The organism is Nitrobacter sp. MLSD-S21, from assembly GCF_058809865.1.
On sequence record NZ_JBXASZ010000002.1, the window covers coordinates 440,331 to 459,351 of the forward strand.

The 19,021-nt window shown below is 61.1% G+C and carries 20 protein-coding genes; 7 read left to right on the top strand and 13 right to left on the bottom strand.

What is annotated here, in order from left to right; translation table 11 throughout:
- The first annotated feature begins 239 nt into the window (after positions 1-239).
- The 6 genes from AC1RT6_RS07875 (at position 240) to AC1RT6_RS07900 (ending at position 5,843) form a co-directional block, all read left to right on the top strand.
- On the top strand, positions 240-800 hold the full coding sequence (locus tag AC1RT6_RS07875; RefSeq protein WP_079445619.1) for a F0F1 ATP synthase subunit delta: 561 nt from the start codon (positions 240-242) through the stop codon (positions 798-800).
- Entirely contained in the window at positions 800-2,332 is a 1,533-nt protein-coding gene (atpA, locus tag AC1RT6_RS07880; RefSeq protein WP_079445572.1) for a F0F1 ATP synthase subunit alpha, read from the top strand. The genes AC1RT6_RS07875 and atpA overlap by 1 nt, the downstream gene beginning before the upstream one ends.
- 145 nt (positions 2,333-2,477) lie before the next feature.
- The gene (locus tag AC1RT6_RS07885; RefSeq protein WP_079445571.1) at positions 2,478-3,356 is read left to right on the top strand and encodes a F0F1 ATP synthase subunit gamma; all 879 of its coding nucleotides are present in this window, start codon (positions 2,478-2,480) and stop codon (positions 3,354-3,356) included.
- A 14-nt stretch (positions 3,357-3,370) separates the two neighbouring features.
- Positions 3,371-3,775, top strand: a complete 405-nt coding sequence (locus AC1RT6_RS07890; RefSeq protein ID WP_079445570.1) for an organic hydroperoxide resistance protein — start codon at positions 3,371-3,373, stop codon at positions 3,773-3,775.
- Between the two features lie 83 nt (positions 3,776-3,858).
- Positions 3,859-5,289: a F0F1 ATP synthase subunit beta gene (gene atpD / locus AC1RT6_RS07895; RefSeq protein WP_079445569.1), complete on the top strand. Its 1,431-nt coding sequence runs from the start codon at positions 3,859-3,861 to the stop codon at positions 5,287-5,289.
- Positions 5,290-5,435: 146 nt separating this feature from the next.
- Positions 5,436-5,843 (top strand): F0F1 ATP synthase subunit epsilon, encoded by a 408-nt coding sequence (locus tag AC1RT6_RS07900; RefSeq protein ID WP_079445568.1) that lies wholly within the window; start codon positions 5,436-5,438, stop codon positions 5,841-5,843.
- Positions 5,844-5,888: 45 nt separating this feature from the next.
- Here the strand turns inward: AC1RT6_RS07900 and AC1RT6_RS07905 are convergent, their stop codons facing one another.
- The 8 genes from AC1RT6_RS07905 to AC1RT6_RS07940 all read right to left on the bottom strand — a co-directional run bounded on the left by AC1RT6_RS07905 (position 5,889) and on the right by AC1RT6_RS07940 (position 13,784).
- The gene (locus tag AC1RT6_RS07905; RefSeq protein WP_079445567.1) at positions 5,889-6,389 is read right to left on the bottom strand and encodes an RNA pyrophosphohydrolase; all 501 of its coding nucleotides are present in this window, start codon (positions 6,387-6,389) and stop codon (positions 5,889-5,891) included.
- 151 nt (positions 6,390-6,540) lie between these two features.
- Positions 6,541-7,746 (bottom strand): divergent polysaccharide deacetylase family protein, encoded by a 1,206-nt coding sequence (locus AC1RT6_RS07910; protein ID WP_079445566.1) that lies wholly within the window; start codon positions 7,744-7,746, stop codon positions 6,541-6,543.
- A gap of 155 nt (positions 7,747-7,901) precedes the next feature.
- A complete protein-coding gene (locus tag AC1RT6_RS07915) occupies positions 7,902-9,257 on the bottom strand; it encodes a S41 family peptidase (protein ID WP_079445565.1) in 1,356 nt (451 codons plus the stop codon).
- Positions 9,254-10,561, bottom strand: a complete 1,308-nt coding sequence (locus tag AC1RT6_RS07920; RefSeq protein ID WP_244553396.1) for a murein hydrolase activator EnvC family protein — start codon at positions 10,559-10,561, stop codon at positions 9,254-9,256. The genes AC1RT6_RS07915 and AC1RT6_RS07920 overlap by 4 nt, the downstream gene beginning before the upstream one ends.
- Before the next feature lie 139 nt (positions 10,562-10,700).
- Positions 10,701-11,183, bottom strand: coding sequence for a 23S rRNA (pseudouridine(1915)-N(3))-methyltransferase RlmH (gene rlmH / locus AC1RT6_RS07925; RefSeq protein WP_079445564.1), 483 nt, complete (start codon positions 11,181-11,183; stop codon positions 10,701-10,703).
- Positions 11,184-11,228: 45 nt separating this feature from the next.
- Positions 11,229-11,567: a ribosome silencing factor gene (gene rsfS / locus AC1RT6_RS07930; protein ID WP_420799260.1), complete on the bottom strand. Its 339-nt coding sequence runs from the start codon at positions 11,565-11,567 to the stop codon at positions 11,229-11,231.
- Between the two features lie 242 nt (positions 11,568-11,809).
- Entirely contained in the window at positions 11,810-12,400 is a 591-nt protein-coding gene (locus AC1RT6_RS07935) for a nicotinate-nucleotide adenylyltransferase (RefSeq protein ID WP_244553395.1), read from the bottom strand.
- A gap of 91 nt (positions 12,401-12,491) precedes the next feature.
- On the bottom strand, positions 12,492-13,784 hold the full coding sequence (locus AC1RT6_RS07940; protein ID WP_079445563.1) for a glutamate-5-semialdehyde dehydrogenase: 1,293 nt from the start codon (positions 13,782-13,784) through the stop codon (positions 12,492-12,494).
- Positions 13,785-14,357: 573 nt separating this feature from the next.
- Between AC1RT6_RS07940 and AC1RT6_RS07945 the strand changes: the two genes are divergently transcribed.
- Positions 14,358-14,684 carry a hypothetical protein gene (locus tag AC1RT6_RS07945; RefSeq protein ID WP_472791253.1) on the top strand — a complete coding sequence of 109 codons (327 nt, stop codon included), beginning with the start codon at positions 14,358-14,360 and terminating at the stop codon, positions 14,682-14,684.
- A 99-nt stretch (positions 14,685-14,783) separates the two neighbouring features.
- Here the strand turns inward: AC1RT6_RS07945 and proB are convergent, their stop codons facing one another.
- From proB to rplU, 5 genes are all read right to left on the bottom strand, one after another.
- Positions 14,784-15,923: a glutamate 5-kinase gene (proB, locus tag AC1RT6_RS07950; protein WP_079445561.1), complete on the bottom strand. Its 1,140-nt coding sequence runs from the start codon at positions 15,921-15,923 to the stop codon at positions 14,784-14,786.
- 106 nt (positions 15,924-16,029) lie between these two features.
- The gene (gene obgE / locus AC1RT6_RS07955; protein ID WP_079445560.1) at positions 16,030-17,106 is read right to left on the bottom strand and encodes a GTPase ObgE; all 1,077 of its coding nucleotides are present in this window, start codon (positions 17,104-17,106) and stop codon (positions 16,030-16,032) included.
- Positions 17,107-17,296: 190 nt separating this feature from the next.
- Positions 17,297-17,899 (bottom strand): GNAT family N-acetyltransferase, encoded by a 603-nt coding sequence (locus AC1RT6_RS07960; protein WP_079445559.1) that lies wholly within the window; start codon positions 17,897-17,899, stop codon positions 17,297-17,299.
- A 138-nt stretch (positions 17,900-18,037) separates the two neighbouring features.
- A complete protein-coding gene (rpmA, locus tag AC1RT6_RS07965; protein WP_079445558.1) occupies positions 18,038-18,310 on the bottom strand; it encodes a 50S ribosomal protein L27 in 273 nt (90 codons plus the stop codon).
- An 85-nt stretch (positions 18,311-18,395) separates the two neighbouring features.
- Complete coding sequence (rplU, locus tag AC1RT6_RS07970; protein WP_079445557.1) at positions 18,396-18,926, bottom strand: 50S ribosomal protein L21; 531 nt, start codon at positions 18,924-18,926, stop codon at positions 18,396-18,398.
- Positions 18,927-19,021: the final 95 nt, after the last annotated feature.

The following is a 19,021-nucleotide window of genomic DNA, read 5'->3' on the forward strand; positions in this document are numbered from 1 at the left end:
CCGAACTTCCAACACCGGTTGAATCCGACGCCATGCGACAAGGCATCGCCGCACGCCGCCGTCATATTGCACCTGCGCGCGCGCTATGTTAGCAAAGCCGCGATTTTAACGCTGCCGGTACGCTCGTGTCGGCCGGAAATCGAAGTCCCTCTTGAATTCCAAGGGCTTGGGCCGCTTTGGCGCCGCTTGTTCGGCGACGGCTTTTCCCCTGCGAGTTTGACAGCTTGAAGAGCGCTCTGGTGGCTGCTGTAGATCCCTCGGTTTCTGGTGTGTCCGGCCGTTATGCGACGGCCTTGTTCGAACTGGCGCGCGAAGACAAATCGATCGACGCCGTCAAGGCCGACCTCGACAAGTTCGATGCCATGTTGGCGGACAGCGCTGAACTTGTGCGCCTCGTGCGCAGTCCGGTTTTCAGCGCCGATACGCAAAGCAAGGCACTCGCCGCCGTGCTGAGCAAGGCCGGGATCGGCGGTACGACCGCAAACTTCCTGAAAGTCCTGGCCGCCAACCGCCGGCTGTTCGCGGTTGCCGACGTGATCCGGGCGTTTCGCGCGCTGGTCGCGAAGTTCAAGGGCGAGGCCACGGCGGAGGTTACCGTCGCCGAGAAGCTCAACGACAAGAATCTGGACGCGCTGAAAACCGCGCTGAAATCAGTGACGGGCAAGGACATCACGCTCAACGTGAAAGTCGATCCGTCCATCATCGGCGGACTTGTCGTCAAGCTCGGCAGCCGCATGGTGGATACTTCGCTCCGGACCAAACTCAATTCGATTAAGCACGCGATGAAAGAGGCAGGCTGATGGACATCCGCGCCGCGGAAATTTCCGCGATCCTGAAGGATCAGATCAAGAATTTCGGCAAAGAAGCCGAAGTTTCGGAGGTCGGACAGGTGCTGTCCGTCGGCGACGGTATTGCCCGCGTCTACGGCCTCGACAACATCCAGGCCGGCGAGATGGTCGAGTTCGAAAACGGCACGCGCGGCATGGCGCTGAACCTCGAAACCGACAATGTCGGTATCGTAATTTTTGGCGCCGACCGCGAGATCAAAGAGGGTCAGACCGTCAAGCGCACCCGCGCCATCGTCGACACGCCGGTCGGCAAAGGCCTGCTCGGCCGCGTGGTCGATGCGCTGGGCAATCCGATCGACGGCAAGGGTCCGATCCAGGGCACCGAGCGCAAGCGCGTTGACGTCAAGGCTCCCGGCATCATTCCGCGCAAGTCGGTGCACGAGCCGATGGCGACCGGCCTCAAGGCCATCGACGCCTTGATCCCGATCGGCCGCGGACAGCGCGAGTTGATCATCGGCGACCGCCAGACTGGCAAAACCGCGATTGCGCTGGACACCATTCTCAATCAGAAGCCGCTGAACGTCGCTGGCGCCCCGGAGAGCCAGAAGCTCTACTGCGTCTACGTCGCGGTCGGCCAGAAGCGTTCCACCGTGGCGCAGTTCGTCAAGGTGCTCGAAGAGCAGGGTGCGCTGGAATATTCGATCGTCGTCGCCGCGACCGCGTCCGATCCGGCCCCGATGCAGTACCTCGCGCCGTTCACCGGCTGCACCATGGGCGAATACTTCCGCGACAACGCCATGCACGCCGTCATTATTTATGACGACCTCTCCAAGCAGGCCGTCGCCTATCGTCAAATGTCGCTTTTGCTGCGCCGCCCGCCGGGCCGCGAAGCCTATCCGGGCGACGTGTTCTACCTGCATTCCCGCCTTCTGGAACGCGCCGCCAAGCTGAACGACAGCCAGGGCAACGGCTCGCTGACCGCGCTACCGGTGATCGAGACTCAGGCCAACGACGTGTCGGCCTACATTCCAACCAACGTGATTTCAATCACCGACGGCCAGATCTTCCTCGAAACCGACCTGTTCTTCCAGGGCATCCGCCCGGCGGTGAACGTCGGTCTTTCGGTGTCGCGTGTCGGCTCGTCGGCGCAGACCAAGGCGATGAAGAAGGTCGCCGGCAAGATCAAGGGCGAACTCGCGCAGTACCGCGAAATGGCGGCCTTCGCGCAGTTCGGTTCCGACCTCGACGCCTCGACCCAGCGACTGCTCAACCGCGGCTCGCGCCTGACCGAACTCCTGAAGCAGCCGCAGTTCTCGCCGCTGAAGATGGAGGAGCAGGTCGTTGTGATCTGGGCCGGCACCAACGGCTATCTTGATCCGCTGCCGCTCAACAAGGTGCGCGCGTTTGAGGATGGGCTCTTGTCGTTGCTGCGCGGCAAGAACGCCGACATTCTCAATGCCATCCGTGAAAGCCGTGACCTGAGTGACGATACCGCCGCCAAGCTCAAGGCTGCCGTCGAGGGTTACGCTAAGACCTTTGCTTGATCCTTTCACATCTCCCGCTTTTGGGAGATCAACCGGCGCAGCCGGTGGAATGGAACAAGTGATACACATCGCGTCGGACCCCTCCCTCGCCCTCCCCGCAAGCGAGAGAGGCGAAAGGCCGAGCAGGAGATAGACAGGGTTATCGATGGCCAGCCTTAAAGACATGCGGGTCCGCATCGCCTCTACCAAGGCGACACAAAAGATTACCAAAGCCATGCAGATGGTGGCGGCCTCCAAACTCCGCCGCGCGCAGAACGCCGCGGAAGCAGCGCGGCCCTACGCCGAAAAAATGGACACGGTGATTTCAAACATCGCCAGCGCCGCGGCCGGTTCGCCCAACGCGTCGCCGCTTCTGGTCGGCACCGGTAAGGATCAAGTTCACTTGCTTCTGGTCTGCACCGGAGAGCGCGGCCTGTCCGGCGCGTTCAACTCGGCCATCGTCCGCCTGGCCCGTGAAAGGGCCTTCGCCTTGATGAACCAGGGCAAGGAGGTCAAGTTCTTCTGCGTCGGGCGAAAGGGTTACGAGCAGCTTCGCCGCAACTTCGACAAGCAGATCGTCGAGACCGTCGAACTGCGCTCGGTGCGCCAGCTCGGCTTCGTCAATGCCGAAGCGATTGCAGAGAAAGTGCTGGCTCGTTTCGACGCCGGCGAGTTCGACGTCTGCACCCTGTTCTATTCGCGCTTCCAGTCCGTCATTGCACAGATTCCGACCGCCCAACAGGTCATTCCGCTTGCGGTCGAGGCCGCGGCCGGAAATGGCGATGCGGCGCCATCCTACGAATACGAGCCGGAAGAGGATGAGATTCTCGACCGGCTGCTTCCGCGCAATCTCGCGGTGCAGATTTTCCGCGCGCTTCTGGAGAACAACGCCTCGTTCTACGGCGCACAGATGACGGCGATGGACAACGCGACGCGTAACGCAGGCGACATGATTCGCAAGCAAACGCTGGTTTACAACCGGACCCGCCAGGCGATGATCACCAAGGAGCTGATCGAAATCATCTCCGGCGCCGAGGCTATCTAGCAGCAGGAGCGTTCATGGCTTACGTCACGAAGGCGACAACGAGCGGCGGCCGCAATGGCCGCGCCGTCCTCGACGGCGGTGCGCTGGCATTGGCGATGGCGCTTCCGAAGGATCTCGGCGGTGCCGGCGATGGCCACAATCCGGAACAGCTGTTCGCGCTTGGCTGGTCCTCCTGCTTTGGACAGGCCATTCTCGTTCTGGCGAAGAAGCATGGTCTCGACGGGCAGGCCGCCAGGGTGACCTGCGAAGTCACGCTTAATATCGATGACGGCGCATTCTCGCTCGCTGCCGAATTGAAGGTCGCTCTGCCCGGTGCCGACAAGGCGAAGCTGCAAGCGCTGATCGAAGACGCTCACACCATCTGTCCTTATTCCAAGGCGACCAAGGGTAATGTGCCCGTCAAATTGACCGCCGTCTAAAGCGCTTGATCCTGAAAAGTGGAAACCGGTTTTCAGAATGGATCACGCGCAAACTAATAACGAGTTCTAAGGAGATATTTCTAATGGCATCCCCCGCCAATCAGACCGGACGCATCACGCAGGTCATCGGCGCCGTCGTCGACGTACAGTTCGAAGGCCACCTGCCGGCTATTCTCAACGCCATCGAAACCAAGAACGGCGACAACCGCCTGGTTCTGGAAGTAGCGCAACATCTTGGCGAATCCACGGTGCGCACCATCGCGATGGATACCACCGAGGGTCTGGTGCGCGGCCAGGACGTTACCGACACCGGCGCGCCGATCCGGGTGCCGGTCGGCGCAGGCACGCTGGGTCGCATTATGAACGTGATCGGCGAGCCCGTGGACGAGCAGGGTCCGGTCAAGGCCGACGACCTGCGTCCGATTCACCAAGAGGCGCCGTCCTATACCGACCAGTCAACCGAGGCGGAAATTCTCGTCACCGGCATCAAGGTCGTGGACCTGCTGGCGCCTTATGCCAAGGGCGGCAAGATCGGGTTGTTCGGCGGCGCCGGCGTGGGCAAGACGGTGCTGATTCAGGAACTGATCAACAACGTCGCCAAGGCGCACGGCGGTTATTCGGTGTTCGCCGGCGTCGGCGAGCGGACCCGCGAAGGCAACGATCTCTATCACGAATTCATCGAATCCGGTGTCAACAAGAAGGGCGGCGGCGAAGGCTCAAAGTGCGCGCTGGTCTACGGCCAGATGAACGAGCCGCCCGGGGCGCGTGCGCGCGTTGCGCTGTCCGGCCTCACGGTCGCCGAATACTTCCGCGACCAGGGCCAGGACGTGCTGTTCTTCGTCGACAACATCTTCCGCTTCACGCAGGCGGGCTCTGAAGTGTCGGCGCTGCTCGGCCGCATCCCCAGCGCCGTTGGATATCAGCCGACGCTCGCCACCGACATGGGCGCGCTGCAGGAGCGCATCACCACTACCAACAAGGGCTCGATCACCTCGGTGCAGGCGATTTACGTTCCTGCCGACGACCTGACCGACCCGGCGCCGGCCGCCTCGTTCGCGCATCTCGACGCGACCACGGTGCTCAACCGCGCCATTTCGGAAAAAGGCATCTACCCGGCGGTGGACCCGCTCGACTCGACCTCGCGCATGCTGTCGCCGCTGATCGTCGGCGAGGAACACTACCAGACGGCGCGCCTCGTGCAGCAGGTTCTACAACGTTACAAGTCGCTGCAGGACATCATCGCCATTCTCGGCATGGACGAACTGTCGGAAGAGGACAAACTCACGGTGGCCCGCGCCCGCAAGGTCGAACGTTTCCTGTCGCAGCCGTTCTTCGTAGCCGAGGTGTTCACCGGCTCGCCGGGCAAGTTCGTCGATCTCGCCGACACCATCAAGGGCTTCCGCGACCTTTGCCAAGGCAAATACGACCATCTGCCGGAATCGGCGTTCTATATGGTCGGCACCATCGAGGAAGCCGTCGAGAAGGGCAAGAAGCTCGCGGCCGAAGCGGCTTAAACAACTGCGTCATTGCCGGGGATAGCCGTTCGAAGAACGGCGTTCTAAAAAACGCCTATGACCCGGCAATCCATCGATAGACAGACTATCTTGACTGATGGACCCGTGGGTCAAGCCCGCGGGTGACAACAGAGAGACTGAGTACCATGGCGACTTTCCATTTCGATCTCGTCTCCCCTGAAAAGCTCGCTTTCTCCGGCGAAGTCGATCAGGTCGACATCCCCGGCGTCGAGGGTGACTTCGGCGTCCTTGCCGGCCACGCGCCCGTCGTTGCGGCGATCCGTCCCGGAATCCTGACCGTCACCGCTGGCGGCACACGACAGAAGATCATCGTGCTCGGCGGCCTCGCCGAAGTCTCGGAGAAGGGCCTGACCGTCCTTGCCGACGTAGCAACCTCCATCGAGGAGCTTGATCGTACGCAGTTCGCTGACACGGTCGCGAGCATGGAAGCCCAGTTGGCGGAAAAGGAGGGCTCCGAACTCGACAGGGCCATCGAGCGGCTGGACCATTTCAAGAGCATTCAGAGTCAGCTCAATACGACGGCAATGCACTGAGCCGCGTAACCGGCGATCGGGTTCCGGATGCGCCGCGCATATGCCCTAACCACCGGAGAGGCTCGTGAATTCCTTGACCACGCGCTCATAGACCGGGCGCTTGAAAGGCACGATTAACCGGGTCAGGTTCTGCATCGGCTCCCAGCGCCAGGCAATAAATTCTGGCTTGTGGCCATCGCCCGGATTAGCGACGTCGATCTCGTTGTCCTTGCCGGTGAAGCGCATCGCGTACCACTTCTGGCGCTGTCCGCGATAGCGGCCCTTCCAGGCCCGTCCGGCCACGGTGCGTGGAATGTCATAGATCAGCCAGTCAGATACCTCGGCGAGCTTCTCGACCGAGCGAATGCTGGTCTCCTCATAGAGCTCGCGTTTCGCCGCGAGCCATGTGTCCTCACCGGGATCGACGCCGCCTTGCGGCATCTGCCAGACATGCTGGTCATCGACCTGCTCAATGCCTGCGCGGCGACCAATGAAAACGAGTCCCCTCTCGTTGAACAGCATTATGCCGACGCACGTGCGGTAGGGTAGATCGTCGTAACGCGCCATTCCATCAATGCCCTGCACGCCTCCTCCGCCCTGAGAACGGAAAGGACTCGGATTAAAGCGTTTTCGAGCGAAGTGGATACCGGTTCGCGTGAAGAAAACGCGTCAGCCAAAATCATAGAGCCACGCTTCTGATTCTATCAAATGCGGAGGGCTAGTTCGATTTTGATTTCAGCATCGCGGTTGTCAATGGCACAAGCATCACGCCACGGCTTTCGAGGCCCTTGATCCAAGCGCCAATTCGGTCGATGGAAACCGGAAGCGCCGAAGTCATGCCCACGGCGGTCCCCCGCTTCATTGCCAGTTCCTCAAGTCTTGCGAGCGCCTTGTCGATCTCTACCGAGGTCGGAACGGCATCAATGGTCAGGTCGGCCTTGGCGAAAGGCATAGCCTGCCTTTCCGCAAGTTGACCCGCAACGCTCGTCGGCGCAGTTCCGTCGTCCAGGTAGCCGAGACCCCGCCCTGCTGCCTCGCGAATGAATGGCTGCATGACAGTAGCGGCAGTGACAAAACGCGCTCCCATGAAATTGGTCAGGCCGACATAGCCTTGAAAGCGGCTTAGCTGCCAATGAAGGCGATCGATATTCTGCTCGGCGCCAAGTGTCGTGAGCAGTGTTTGCGGTCCGGGGTCGTTGTCGGGATAATCATAGGGCTCCATAGGGACTTGCAGCAGCACCTCGTGACGTTGCGCGTGCGCCTGTTCCACCATCTTACCCGGATCAGAGCCATAGGGTGTGAACGCCAGCGTTACGGCTGACGGCAGTTTCATGATTGCATCGGTGGTTTTCGTCGCACCGACGCCGAGACCGCTGACCACGATGGCAACCACCGGTGTCTTTGCAGCCTTCGCGCGATCCGCCTCGGTGCCCATGGCATAAGCCTTGAAAGGCTTCAGCCCGTCGGCAGCGACAACCGGAATCATTCCATAACGCGACTTCTCCAACAGATGCTGACCAACTCCCGTTGCCGCCGCCGGTGAGCCGGCGTCCGCCGTATTGGACTCAGGACCGGAGACGACGACGTCCTGACGAGATCCGCTGGACCCGTCGATGATGGTGATGGTCTTCTGTCCGGTTGCGGATTGAGCGGCAACGGCGGCGGCGCTGTCCGGCTGCTTCGGCGCGGATCGGACGGCTGCAGGCTTGTCATCGCTGACTGAGGTCTGCTGGATCGCAACCCGCGCCACAGGTTCGCCGCCGAGAGGATCGTGATTGAAGAAAACGAAGCCCAGGAAGACGACAAGGATCGATCCCAGCAAAAATCCCGCCGCCTGTGGCAGCGTGACAGGAAGCCGTAAGCGGCGCTTGGGCGCGGAGTTCTGTCCAAGCGGCGTGCTGAGATCGTCGGTGGTATCGGCCATGGCCCCCTCGAATCATCCGAATCGAGAATACCATGGGCGCTCGCAAAGGCGGCAACGCGAGATCCGGCAGCGACGCCTGAAGTGACCCCACCCGCAAACGAATTCGGGCGACCCAGAGGCCGCCCGAATCCGGAAAACCTGATTACTTCAAAGGATCAGTTCGCTGCCTTGTTTGCAGGCTTTTCAATCGCCGCCTTGTTGCTGGGGGACGGTGACGAGGCGTTGATCTTGACCCCGTGCAGAAGGTCATCGGCCATCTTGAGGGCCTTGTCGTTTTTCGTGTCCGGCGGGACGTAGGATTGCGAGCCTGTCTTCTCGTCGGTGCCGTTTCGGAGGTGCCCCCGCAGCGAGGCCTCGCCCTTGGTATCGGTCCTCGACTTCAGTTCATCAGGCACATCCTGAAGCACCTCGATATCCGGAACGATGCCCTTGGCCTGAATCGAACGGCCCGATGGCGTGTAATAGCGCGCGGTCGTCAGCCGGAGCGCGCCATTGCCCGACCCGAGCGGAATGATGGTCTGCACCGAGCCCTTGCCGAACGAACGGGTCCCGATCAATGTTGCCCGCTTGTGGTCCTGCAATGCGCCGGCGACAATTTCGGAAGCCGATGCCGACCCGCCGTTGGTCAGAACGATCACGGGCTTGCCCTTGGTGAGGTCGCCGGGATGTGCGCTGCGCCGCTGGGTTTCCTCGGCATTGCGGCCGCGCGTCGACACGATCTCGCCGCGATCGAGGAAGGCATCCGAAACGGTCACCGCTTCCTCGAGCAGCCCGCCCGGGTTGTTGCGCAGGTCGATGATGTAACCCTTGAGCTTGTCGCCAAGCTGGCTTTGCAGGTCGGAAATCGACTTCTTGAGCCCCTCGGTGGTCTGCTCGTTGAACGTCGTGATGCGGATATAGGCGACGTCGTCGGATTCGATCCGCGAACGGACCGAACGGACGCGAATGTTGTCGCGCACCAGCGTCACGTCGATCGGATTGTCCTGTCCCTTGCGGATGATCTTTAGCCTGATCTTGGTGCCGATCGGACCGCGCATCTTGTCGACGGCCTGGTTGAGGGTCAGTCCCTGCACCGCCTCGTCGTCGAGATTGGTGATGATGTCGTTTGCCAGGATACCCGCCTTGGATGCCGGCGTGTCGTCGATCGGCGAGACCACCTTGACCAGGCCATCCTCCATCGTGACCTCGATGCCGAGACCTCCAAACTCACCGCGTGTCTGCACCTGCATGTCGCGGAAGCTCTTCGCATCCATATAGCTCGAATGCGGATCAAGACCCGTGAGCATGCCGCTGATCGCCGATTCGACCAGCTTGCTGTCGTCAGGCTTTTCGACGTAGTCGGTACGGACACGTTCGAACACATCGCCGAACAGATTGAGCTGGCGATAGGTATCCGAGGTTGCGGCTCGCGCGCTTGATCCCATCGTCATAGACCGCGGCTGTGTCACGAACAGCGTCAACGCGGCACCCGCTGCGGCGCTGAGAACAATAAGGGAAACCTTGCGCATCATCCGCGAACCTTTTGACCTTTGTTTACGACCCACCACGGGGCTGGATCAATGGGAGTGCCGTCCTTACGGAACTCAATGTAGAGGACGGGCTGACTAGCGTTTGCCGCGAGAATCGAGGCGACACGGGAAGTCGATCCCATCGTCGCTACCGGCTCCCCGGTCAACACGAACTGGCCGATGTTAACCGAAATACGCTCCATGCCGGCGATCAGCACATGATACCCGCCCCCGGCATTGAGGATCAAGAGTTGTCCATAACTACGGAACGGTCCCGCATACACCACCCAGCCGTCACAGGGTGTCGTGACCTGAGCGCCAGGACGGGCGGCTAACGAAATGCCTTTTTCCGCGCCACCGGCACCATCGGAGCCGCCGAAATCACGAATCTTCGTGCCGTTAACCGGCAGCGCCAACAAGCCCTTGGCCGACGCAAAGGCAATAGCCGGACTGAGCCGGCCGGGATCCTTGAGGGCACCCAGATTCGGCTTGCCGTTGAGCGCTCCCGGAACACCTTGCCGGCTGGCTGTCGCCGCCGCCTTGGCCGCGCTCTTGAGATCCTGCTCCATCTTCGCGATCAGGCCTTGCAGCGTGTCGACCTGGTGCGACAGTTCGACCGCACGCGCCGCCTCCACGGCCATATTTTTTTCGATACCGCTTTGCTGCCGTTGTCGTTCGTCCACCAGCGTCGCCAAACGGGTTTGATCGTCCTTGAGGCTGTCGCGATTGGCCGCCATTCGATCTCGCTCGGCAGCGATTGATTTCCGAAGGCCGACAAGTTCATCGAGATCAGCCACGAGCTTTTCCGCGCGCACGCGCATCTCCGGCACAACGGAGCCGAGCAGAATCGCGGTGCGCAAAGACTGCAAAGCATTCTCCGGCCGCACCAGCAAAGCGGGCGGTGTGCGGCGGCCGGCGCGCTGGAGGGCGGCGAGCACTTCCACGATCTCCGACCGCCGCGAATCCAGCGAGGCTCGGATTTCCTGCTCGCGGGCATCGAGCGGCAGCAGGCGCGCTTCGGCCTCTGCAATTTTGGTCTCGATGTCACGGACACTGGCGGCGACATCGATCAACTGTTGATTGAGCTTGGCGCGATTTTGACCAATCGCCGCAATGTCGGCCTTCAGTCGCTCCTGTAATTCAACCGCGCTCTTTTGCTGCGCCCGTACCGCGTCCAGATCCCGCTCGCGCTGTTTGATGTCGTCCGACGACGGGTTTGCCGGCGAGGGTGTTCCGGTCTGCGCCATCACGGACGACGAAAACGCGGACGAAAAACCCGCAAGCAGACAGGCTGAGATCACAAGCATGGAAGCAGGTGACGACTGTCCGAATCGCACCTCCTGGGACCGTGAACAGAGGTCCTGGATCAGTCCCAAGTCAGGTGATCGGCGCTCGTTTGCTCGCACTATGTTAATCCGATCGCGCCGGCGCGTTCAGCCGAGCGCGCTAACTGCGGTGATAAGGATGGCCGGCCAGGATGGTCGCGGCCCGGTAGATCTGCTCCAGCAACATGACGCGTACCATCTGATGCGGCCAAGTGGCAGCACCGAACGCAACGCTCAATCTAGCCCTGCGCCGCAATTCGGGCGAAAGTCCGTCCGCGCCGCCGATGACAAAAACAGTGCTCGCCACCGACTCATCCCGCCAGCGGCCAAGATGTTCCGCAAACGCGGCGCTGTCGATATTTTTACCTTTTTCGTCCAGCGCCACCAGGACCATCTCTTCGGGAGCCAAAGCAAGAACTGCGTCCGCCTCTTCGCGAATGCGCTGCTCAACATCGCGGGCGCGACTTTCCGCAATTTCATGAATATCCAAGCCGCGAAAGCCAAGCTTGCGCCCGATATCCTCGAAGCGTCCGCGATAGCGATTGGCGAGCTCCCGCTCAGGACCCTGCTTAAGACGACCAACGGCAACGACGACGAGTCGCATCTGCGCACGCTGACATGCGATAATTGAATTACAGCGGCGAACGGTTCAGACCGTCTTCGCCGTTGCCGTGTTTTGTATCCACAATCTCTCGAGATTGTAGAATTCACGAACCTCAGGCCTGAACACATGCACGATCACACCGCCGGAATCGATCAGTACCCAGTCGCAATTGGGCATGCCCTCGATATGGATTTTCTTGACTCCGGCATCCTTGAGGCCCTTGGCCACATTTTCGGCGACAGCCCCGACATGACGGTTGGACCGACCGGTAGCGATGACCATGTAGTCCGAAAAAGCCGACCTGCCGCGTAGGTCGATGGTGACCGCATCTTCCGCCTTCATATCCTCGAGGCGGGAAAGGATCAGCTCAAGGGTCTGTTCCACATCCGGCTGCGCCTCCGCAATGACGGCGTCTGCCGAAGTCCTTCGTGTTCTAGGCCCGTCGGTCTTGGCTTTCGTTCTCTTCAGCGCCGACGATCCCGGCGAGGAGGATGAAGCAGACCTGGACAATACAGGTGCGGTCAGGGACCATTTCCTTTCGCTGTACCGACGCCGACTCCCGGCACCGATGGGTTATAATACGCATGTAGGGGCGGAAGTTTCAATATTCCAGTGAGGCCGCGCCTTCATGTTTTAAGGCTTCCGTCCATCCATGTTCCGTCCCGGTTCCGCAGCCCGGTCGAGGACAACCGCGATTTCATTCCCGTGAGGAAAACCCAGGCAGGCAGGCGGTGCGTGGCCAACCGGCCGGCCCTGGCTTCGGGCAAACGCCATCGCGCAAGCGCCTGCGCGGCTGGCGCCGCAAGAGCGCGGAAACTGTGCGGCGGACGATCGACCACTGCGATCGGCACCGCGGCAGCGATCCGCTGCCAGTTTTCCCAGCGATGAAACTGCTCCAGATTATCGGCGCCCATGATCCAGACAAAGTGCACCTTCGCGCACCTGCTTCGCAGATAGGTTATGGTGTCAATGGTGTAGCGCGTTCCGATGACAGCCTCGAGACAACTGATATCGATCCGCGGATCACTCGCCATTGCCGACGCCGCAGCAGCACGTTCGCTGAGAGCGCGCAGCGCCCGCGCATCCTTGAGCGGATTGGCGGGTGAAACGAGCCACCAGACCCGGTCGAGATCCAGCCGCTTCAAGGCATACAGGCTGACGGCACGATGGGCGGCGTGAGGCGGGTTGAACGACCCGCCAAGCAGACCTATGCGCATGCCATCGGAATGAAGCGGGATGGCGTCTGAAGCGACGGAACACGACCCCAAAATCAATCCCCGCGCAACCCGCAGGATGATCCAATTGCGCTCACGGACGGACCTGCCCGCTACCATGTATGCGATATTTGAAACTGGTCAGTTGCTCGGCGCCAACCGGCCCGCGCGCATGGAATTTGCCCGTGGCGATGCCGATTTCGGCGCCGAAGCCAAATTCGCCGCCGTCGGCAAATTGCGTCGAAGCATTATGCAGCACGATCGCTGAATCAACCTCGTTAAGAAACCGGGCAGCCGTTTCGGGATCCTCGGTCACGATTGCGTCTGTGTGGTGCGAGCCGTGGCGCTGGATATGGTCAATGGCACCACCGCAACCATCGACCACGCGCGCAGCAATGATCGCTTCGCCATATTCGGTGTCCCAGTCATTATCGGTCGCGGGCCTGACCCGCGGATCAATACCCTGCACGACGGAATCGCCGCGCACCTCACAGCCGGCATCGATCAGCATTTCGATCAGCGGCTTCAGGGTGTCCCGCGCACCGGCGCGATCGACCAGCAGCGTCTCGGCTGCACCGCAAACGCCTGGGCGACGCATCTTGGCATTGAGCACGATCGCCTTCGCCATCGCAAGATCGGCAGCGCCATCGACATAGACGTGATTGACGCCCTCAAGATGCGCAAACACCGGCACGCGCGCCTCGGCCTCGACACGCGCGACAAGGCTTTTGCCGCCGCGCGGCACGATCACGTCGATGCCACCGTTCAACCCGCTCAAGAGCAGCCCAACCGCAGCACGGTCCCGCGTCGGCACCAGCGTGATCGCCGCTTCCGGCAATTGCGCCTCGCGTAATCCCTGCACCAGACAATCATGAATCGCTCGGCATGAGCGAAAGCTTTCCGAGCCGCCGCGCAGGATTACAGCGTTGCCGGATTTGAGACAGAGCACGCCGGCGTCGGCGCAAACGTTGGGACGACTCTCGAAGATCACGGCGACCACCCCGAGCGGCACACGCACACGCTCAATGGTCATGCCGTTGGGTCGCTGCCAGCGCTCGATGACGCGCCCCACCGGATCGTCGATCTCGCGGACGACCTTCACGCCGTCAGCCATCGCCTCCACGCGCGCTTGCGTCAGCGTGAGACGATCGATGAACGCCGCCGTCGCACCGCCGTCGCATGCATCAGTGACATCTTCCGCATTGGCCTCGAGAATCGCAGCCGCATGTTTCCGGATCGCGCGCTCCATCGCATCAAGCGCCTGATTCTTCTGCGCCGTTGAAGCAAGACCGAGCGCTCGCGCGGCTACACGCGCCTGTGTTGCAAGGTCGCTCATCAAGACCGGAAGATCGGCCAAGGCGCCGACCGCCTTCAGGGAGGCAGTCATATCAAATAATAATCCCCGCTGTTTGTTCTCTCTTGAGGTCACGTCCTAGCATAGAAATCCGTGTCCGGCGAGGCGCGAGGCAAAAGCGTACAGCCTCTGAAAGGAGCATGGGTCACCGTCGAGTGAAGCGATGCGTTCGAACGGCTGTGCTCGCGCATAACGCGTCATATCAAATATTGAAACATCAGCTAATGCCGAGCAGGATTCGATGCTGGCGTTGCCGATGTACTTTCCGGCAGCACGAACGGAAATCCAGGGCGAACAAAACCACACCGAGTATCAGCTTAGCAACAGCACACAACTCTCCGTGACCCTGAAACCTGCCGTGATCGACGCTGTTTTCTTTCTGTACGGCTGGCTAGCTCAATGCGGTCGCGCCAGTCCCCTTGCCGCGGTTATGGCGTCTCGCCACTCCACCTCAAAACCGTCAAGCCCGCATTGCGCATCAAAGAAAGGTAATGTCCCATGATCAGAGAACCAATCGCTCATAACCACCCGGCAAACGAGACTTATACTCAGCTTCACTCTACCATCCCAAAGATTGCAGCCGGCCTAGTTGCCTGGTTTGTACTAATGGCATGGGTCTTTTTTGACAGGCAGAGCTTCGTCGCACTTCCGCTGGCCTTCATCACCGTTCTGTTTCTGGTGGCCGGCCTGTGTTTCAGCGGGTCGTTTCTGGTGTGGTACAGGCATCAGCCGGACTACGACAAGCATCCGAACGAGGTCCCGTTCCGAGATTGGATTACGGGCAAATTTGCGGTTTGGGGCAGTCAGCAGAGCTCCAAGCAGGCGGCCACCGAGATATTGCTCCCGATGGCGGCGGCTGCCTTTGGAATCACGGCCATGGGAACCATCTACGCGATCCTCAGCAGTATGATTGGCTCCAGCATAGTCAGCTAACGTTTCCACTCAGCCAGAAAACGCTCTAGGATTCATCATAGCCCGGCATAAAGCCGGGCTTGACGATTCAATCAAGCCTGTCCTTTCTAAACAGCCACTCTAATCAGCCTCGCCGCGCAACCCGCCAACCACGAGATCGTCGCGATGGATCATTTCGGAGCGGCCGCTGACCCCCAGAAGCTGCGCGGCGTCGGAAGACGAGCGTCCTTTGATCTTGTCGGCATCGACTGCATCGTAGGCAACGAGACCGCGACCGACTTCATGCGTATTTGGGCCACGCACGATGACGGCATCGCCCCGCGCGAAATGCCCATCGATCCGGGTCACGCCCGCCGGAAGCAAACTCTTGCCGGCGCGTAGCGCCGTGACCGCGCCGGCATCGATCGTCAGCGTACCCTTGGGCTCCAGCGAACCGGCGATCCAACGCTTGCGCGCCGTGACCGGATTCGCCCGCGTCAGAAACCAGGTGCAGGGACCAGCATCCATGATGGCCTGCAATGGATGTTCGATCTTGCCGGAAGCGATCAGCATGTGCGTGCCGGCGGTTGTTGCGATCTTTGCTGCCTCGATCTTGGTCCGCATTCCGCCGCGTGACAATTCGGACGCAGCGCTGCCTGCCATCGCCTCGATGTCTGCGGTGACCCTCTTCACCACCGGAATCAGTTTTGCCTCCGGATTGAGATGAGGCGGCGCGTCATAGAGACCGTCGATATCCGACAACAGGATCAGCAAATCGGCGCTCGCCATGGTGGCGACCCGCGCGGCAAGGCGATCATTGTCGCCGTAGCGGATTTCGTTGGTAGCCACCGTGTCGTTCTCATTGATGACCGGCACCGCGCGCCACTCGAGCAGCTTTGCGATGGTCGAACGCGCATTGAGATAGCGACGGCGTTCTTCGGTGTCCTGCAATGTCACCAGAATCTGCCCCGCACCGATGCCGTGATCGCCCAACACTTTCGACCAGATCCGGGCCAGTGCGATCTGCCCAACGGCGGCTGCGGCCTGACTCTCCTCCAGCTTCAATGGGCCGCGCGGCAACTTCAGCTTGCTGCGGCCGAGTGCGACCGCGCCGGACGAGACGATCAACACGTCGCAGCCGTCGCCATGAAGCGCCGCGATATCGGCAGCCAGCGCCGACAGCCACGTCGCGCGCACCTTGCCCGCCGCGGAATCGATCAGAAGGGACGAGCCGACCTTGACGACGATGCGACGAAATTTCTTGAGATGCGGGCGGGTCATGGCAATCGACGGTCAATCGAAACGACAGCGCAGCTTTCATCACATGAAAGCGGCGGCTAGGAAAGCGGAATACCGATGGGATCGTTCCTGCTTACGCGGGTATCGCCTAGAGTGACCACGGCTTGGCCCGGGCCACCGGTGTTTTTATCGCCTGCGCAACCGAAGCATCCGCGCCTTTGGCCTTGTCCGAGACGGGCGCTTGCTCGATGACCTCGACAAGCGCGCGCAATGCTTCCGGCACGCCATCGCCCGTGACACCTGATACCAGCAGCGGTGTCTTTTTCGCGGCGCGCTTGAGGCGGTCGCGCTGCTTCTTCAAATCCTCAGCCGATACCGCGTCGATCTTGTTGAGCGCCACGATCTCGATCTTCTCGGCAAGCGTTCCGGCGTAGGCCTCCATTTCCCCGCGCACGATCTTGTAGGCTCGACCCGCATGATCGCCGCTGGCATCCACCAGATGCAGCAACACGCGGCAGCGCTCGACATGTCCGAGGAAACGATCGCCGAGTCCCGCGCCCTCATGCGCGCCTTCGATCAGGCCGGGAATATCCGCCAGCACGAATTCGCGGCCATCCGCATTCACCACGCCGAGTTGCGGATGCAGCGTCGTGAACGGATAGTCCGCGATCTTCGGCTTCGCTGCGCTGACCTTGGAGAGAAACGTCGACTTGCCGGCATTGGGCAGCCCGACGAGGCCGGCATCCGCAATCAGTTTCAGCCGCAGCCAGATCCAGCGCTCCTCCCCTAGCTGGCCGGGATTGGCGTTGCGCGGGGCGCGATTAGTGGACGACTTGAAATGCGCATTGCCGAATCCGCCATTGCCGCCTTCCGCTAGCACGAAACGCTCGCCGAGCTGGGTAAAATCGTGAATCAGCGTCTCGCGATCCTCGTCGATGATCTGGGTCCCGAGCGGCACCTTGAGCACGATGTCTTTGCCGTTGGCGCCGTGGCGGTCGGAGCCCATGCCGTTAGCACCCTTCGGGGCCTTGAAGTGCTGCTGGTAGCGGTAGTCGATCAGCGTGTTGAGACCGTCGGCGACCTCGACGATGACGTCGCCGCCGCGTCCGCCATTGCCGCCCGAAGGACCTCCGAACTCGATGAACTTCTCGCGGCGGAAAGCCACGCAGCCGTTACCGCCATCGCCGGAACGGATATAGACCTTGGCTTCATCGAGGAATTTCATAACCGATTAGGTAGGATAGGTGGACTGGCGAGGCAACGGCCGTACATCGTGATCGGATCACGGCCGTTGCCTGAAATCGTCAGATGAAGCGGTTTCGGGCGAAGCATGTCCTCGGGCTTGCCCCGGGGATGGATGCCGGCTCGGGTGAAGAAAAACGCGTCGGCATGCCGCTCCCCAAGATTTTCAGATGTCACCGTTCGCGACGAGCGGCACTATTCCAATGCTTCAGCGACGACCATACGCTGCGGGACAGGCGGAAACGATCGATCGGTGTGGACGAGCCGAGCGCCCTGATTCGGTGCAGTTCGACGCCGGTCCACTGGAAGCCGCACTTCTCTAGCACGTTGCGCGAGGCCGGATTGACCACGCGCGCGCCGGAGACCATGCGATCGACGTTATACTCCTCAAAGGCGTAGTCGATCACCGCGCGCGCGGCCTCGGTGGCGAAGCCCCGGCCCCAATAATCCACGCCGAACCAATAGCCGAGTTCAGGCGCATCTGGTTCACTCCAATCAACGCCAGCTACTCCGACCGGCACATGATGGTGCTCGACCAGAAACACCATCTCGCGGCTATCACACGCGACGGCTTCGACGAAGCGAACCGCGTCATCCAGCGTATAAGGATGTGGCAGACGGCGCGCCATCTCCGCGATGCGACGGTCGTTAGCGAGCGCCGCAATGACCCTGGCGTCCGCATGGGCCGGCTTGCGCAGCGTCAACCGCTCGGTCTCAAGCGCGAACGACCGCCGATCGCGCAGCAAGGGCGTCGGGATGGGCATGTCCTGCAGCATGGTCGGGCTCCGTGATGCGAACGCAAGCCTTCATGCGAGCGCAAAATAAAAAAGGAGGCCGGTTTCCCGCCTCCCCCTTGGAGCCATCAATGCCCCACCGGTTCAACAGGTACCGGCGGACGTGATGTCATCCACCGTCTATTCGGCTGCGACTTCCGTCATCGGGAGGACCGATACGAAAGTGCGGCCGCCGGCTTTTACGCGAAACGCGACGCGACCTTCGACCTTGGCGAACAGGGTATGGTCAGTGCCCATGCCAACATTAAGGCCGGGATGCCAGGTGGTCCCCCTCTGGCGGGCGATGATGTTACCGGGAATCACGCGCTCGCCGCCGAACGCCTTGATTCCAAGGCGTTTGCCGTGCGAATCGCGTCCATTCCGCGAAGAACCGCCTGCCTTTTTGTGAGCCATCGCCCGTCTCCAACTTCGTCCGTATCTCTAGATCATTTCCGTGACAGAATCATTCATTTTCTCTCACGGAGATTTTTAATTGCTCTTAATCGTCGGATTTCGCCTTCTTGGCAGCGGGCTTCTTAGCCGGAGCCTTTTTTGCTGGAGCCTCCTTTGCCGGAGCCTCGGCAGCAGCTTTCTTGGCGGATGTCTTTTTAGAATCGGCTTTTTTCGTCGCGGCCTTCGGCGCCTCGTCGCTACCCTCGCCTTCGGCAGGCTTGACGACCTTTTCCTTCTTCGGGCGCGGCCCGATTGTCGGAGCCTTGCCGTCAGCCAGAATCTCGGTGATGCGCAGCATCGTGATTTCGTCGCGATAACCACGCTTGCGCTTCGAATGCTTCCGACGACGCTTCTTGAATGCGATCACCTTGGGACCGCGCTTGTGCTGCAGCACCTCCGCCGCAACCGAGGCGCCTGCCACGGTGGGCGCGCCAAGCACCGGCGTGTCGCCGCCCAGCACCAGAACCTCGCCAAGCTGCACGATCGTCCCGACCTCGCCGGCGATCTTGCCAATCTCAAGTACATCATCCGGAACGACACGATACTGCCGGCCGCCGGTTTTGATGACTGCGAACATCGTTTTATTCCTTCGTGTTCGATCCCGGCCTCGGACAGGTCCGGGCCGGCTTTTTGTTCAGTCGCATGGGCTAATATCGTTTCCGCGCGCTCGGG

Bases quoted from the DNA above. Each gene is read 5' to 3' on its own strand.
- atpA (WP_079445572.1), top strand. From the start codon at position 800: ATGGACATCCGCGCCGCGGAAATTTCCGCGATCCTGAAGGATCAGATC.
- AC1RT6_RS07885 (WP_079445571.1), top strand. From the start codon at position 2,478: ATGGCCAGCCTTAAAGACATGCGGGTCCGCATCGCCTCTACCAAGGCG.
- AC1RT6_RS07890 (WP_079445570.1), top strand. From the start codon at position 3,371: ATGGCTTACGTCACGAAGGCGACAACGAGCGGCGGCCGCAATGGCCGC.
- atpD (WP_079445569.1), top strand. From the start codon at position 3,859: ATGGCATCCCCCGCCAATCAGACCGGACGCATCACGCAGGTCATCGGC.
- AC1RT6_RS07900 (WP_079445568.1), top strand. From the start codon at position 5,436: ATGGCGACTTTCCATTTCGATCTCGTCTCCCCTGAAAAGCTCGCTTTC.
- AC1RT6_RS07905 (WP_079445567.1), bottom strand. From the start codon at position 6,389: ATGGCGCGTTACGACGATCTACCCTACCGCACGTGCGTCGGCATAATG.
- AC1RT6_RS07910 (WP_079445566.1), bottom strand. From the start codon at position 7,746: ATGGCCGATACCACCGACGATCTCAGCACGCCGCTTGGACAGAACTCC.
- AC1RT6_RS07915 (WP_079445565.1), bottom strand. From the start codon at position 9,257: ATGATGCGCAAGGTTTCCCTTATTGTTCTCAGCGCCGCAGCGGGTGCC.
- AC1RT6_RS07920 (WP_244553396.1), bottom strand. From the start codon at position 10,561: ATGCTTGTGATCTCAGCCTGTCTGCTTGCGGGTTTTTCGTCCGCGTTT.
- rlmH (WP_079445564.1), bottom strand. From the start codon at position 11,183: ATGCGACTCGTCGTCGTTGCCGTTGGTCGTCTTAAGCAGGGTCCTGAG.
- AC1RT6_RS07935 (WP_244553395.1), bottom strand. From the start codon at position 12,400: ATGCGCATAGGTCTGCTTGGCGGGTCGTTCAACCCGCCTCACGCCGCC.
- AC1RT6_RS07940 (WP_079445563.1), bottom strand. From the start codon at position 13,784: ATGACTGCCTCCCTGAAGGCGGTCGGCGCCTTGGCCGATCTTCCGGTC.
- AC1RT6_RS07945 (WP_472791253.1), top strand. From the start codon at position 14,358: ATGGCATGGGTCTTTTTTGACAGGCAGAGCTTCGTCGCACTTCCGCTG.
- proB (WP_079445561.1), bottom strand. From the start codon at position 15,923: ATGACCCGCCCGCATCTCAAGAAATTTCGTCGCATCGTCGTCAAGGTC.
- obgE (WP_079445560.1), bottom strand. From the start codon at position 17,106: ATGAAATTCCTCGATGAAGCCAAGGTCTATATCCGTTCCGGCGATGGC.
- AC1RT6_RS07960 (WP_079445559.1), bottom strand. From the start codon at position 17,899: ATGCTGCAGGACATGCCCATCCCGACGCCCTTGCTGCGCGATCGGCGG.
- rpmA (WP_079445558.1), bottom strand. From the start codon at position 18,310: ATGGCTCACAAAAAGGCAGGCGGTTCTTCGCGGAATGGACGCGATTCG.
- rplU (WP_079445557.1), bottom strand. From the start codon at position 18,926: ATGTTCGCAGTCATCAAAACCGGCGGCCGGCAGTATCGTGTCGTTCCG.